This is a genomic window from Actinokineospora spheciospongiae (assembly GCF_000564855.1).
Taxonomy (GTDB): domain Bacteria; phylum Actinomycetota; class Actinomycetes; order Mycobacteriales; family Pseudonocardiaceae; genus Actinokineospora; species Actinokineospora spheciospongiae.
The window spans coordinates 1-1584 of the sequence record NZ_AYXG01000023.1 but is presented as its reverse complement, the minus strand read 5'-3'; the positions used below and the strand labels follow the sequence as shown (position 1 = coordinate 1584).

Here is a 1584-nt window from a genome sequence, read left to right as displayed (position 1 = left end):
CCCCGGCCAAACACATCCACCCACCCGGGCAGTTGGCTCGCCGGGCCGCCGGTTTCCGGGGTGGTCGGCCGGGCAAGCACCTCCACCCACCCGAACATTCGCTCGCCGGGCCGGCGGGTTTCGGGGTGGTCGGTTGTCGCTGCGCCCGTGGGGTTCCGGGCGGCGGGTGTTGCTGCGCCGGTGGGGGTTCCGGGTGGCTGGTGGTTTGGGGGGTTGGGTGGCGGCTTTGCGGGGAGTTCTAGTGGTGGCGGGTGTTGAGGCGGGCGGCCTGGCGGGTCAGGTGGTCGCGTTCGGCGAGGTTGGGGGCCTTCTGGGCGGCCTCGGCGTACAGGCGGGCCGCCGTGTCCAGGTCGCCGTCGCGTTCGTGGAGGTGGGCGGCGACGGCGGTGTGGCGGGGCAGGGAGGCGTCCAGGGTTGACAGGGCGGCCAGGCCCGCTCGTGGGCCGTCGGCCTCGCCCACTGCCACCGCGCGGTTGAGGCGGACGACCGGGTTGTCGGTGAGGCGGGTCAGTTCGTCGTACCACTCGACGATCTGGACCCAGTCGGTTTCCTCGGGGGTGGGGGCGTCGGCGTGCAGGGCCGCGATGGCGGCTTGGGCCTGGAACTCGCCCAGGCGGTCGCGGGCGAGGGCCGCCTGCAGGACACCGACGCCCTCGGTGATCGCGGCGGTGTCCCAGCGGGTGCGGTCCTGGTCGGCCAGCGGGACCAGGCTGCCGTCGGGGGCGGTGCGGGTGGTGCGGCGGGCGTGGTGCAGGAGCATGAGGGCGAGCAGCCCGGCCACCTCGGGGTGGTCGATCGAGGCGGCGAGCTGCCGGATGAGCCGGATGGCCTCGGCGGCCAGGTCGACGTCGCCGGAGTAGCCCTCGTTGAAGACCAGGTAGAGGACGCGCAGGACGGTGGCGACGTCGCCGGGCTGGTCGAAGCGCACGCCGGAGACGGTGCGCTTGGCCCGGCTGATGCGCTGGGCCATGGTCGCCTCGGGCACCAGGTAGGCCTGGGCGATCTGGCGGGTGGTCAACCCGCCGACGGCGCGCAGGGTGAGCGCGACCGCCGAAGACGGCGTCAGCGACGGGTGGGCGCACAGGAAGTAGAGCTGGAGCGTGTCGTCCACCGCGGGCGCGGGGCCCGGCGCCGGTTCCTCGTCGACGAGGTCCTCGCGCCTGCGGCGGGCGGCCTCGGCCCGGGTGGCGTCGAGGAACCGGCGCCAGGCCACGGTGACCAACCAGCCCTTCGGGTCGCGCGGCGGGTCGTCCGGCCAGGTGCGCAGCGCCTCCACCAGCGCGTCCTGCACGGCGTCCTCGGCCGCCGCGAAGGGGGCCCCGCGGCGGACGAGGACGCCGAGCACGCCCGGGGTCAGGCCCCGCAGCAGTGCCCCCGTCACCGGCGAGCTCACTCGGTGATGGTGTGCGACGCGGTGAGGAACGGGCGCAGCTCCAACCACTCGTGGATCGGCTTCCCGTCCTTGCCGGGGGCGGCCGACAGTTCCCCGGCCAGCTCAACGGCCCGCTCGTGGCTGTCGACGTCGATCACCATCCACCCGGCGATGAGGTCCTTGGTCTCGGCGAACGGGCCGTCGGTGACCGG

General features: G+C 74.7%; 2 protein-coding genes. Both read right to left on the bottom strand.

Features of this window, described 5'->3' with window-relative positions; translation table 11 throughout:
* Positions 1-238: 238 nt before the first annotated feature.
* A complete protein-coding gene (locus tag UO65_RS02770; protein WP_035278426.1) occupies positions 239-1381 on the bottom strand; it encodes an RNA polymerase sigma factor in 1143 nt (380 codons plus the stop codon).
* 8 nt (positions 1382-1389) lie between these two features.
* Positions 1390-1584: YciI family protein (locus UO65_RS02765; protein ID WP_035278424.1), on the bottom strand; the 195-nt coding region annotated here is incomplete at its 5' end.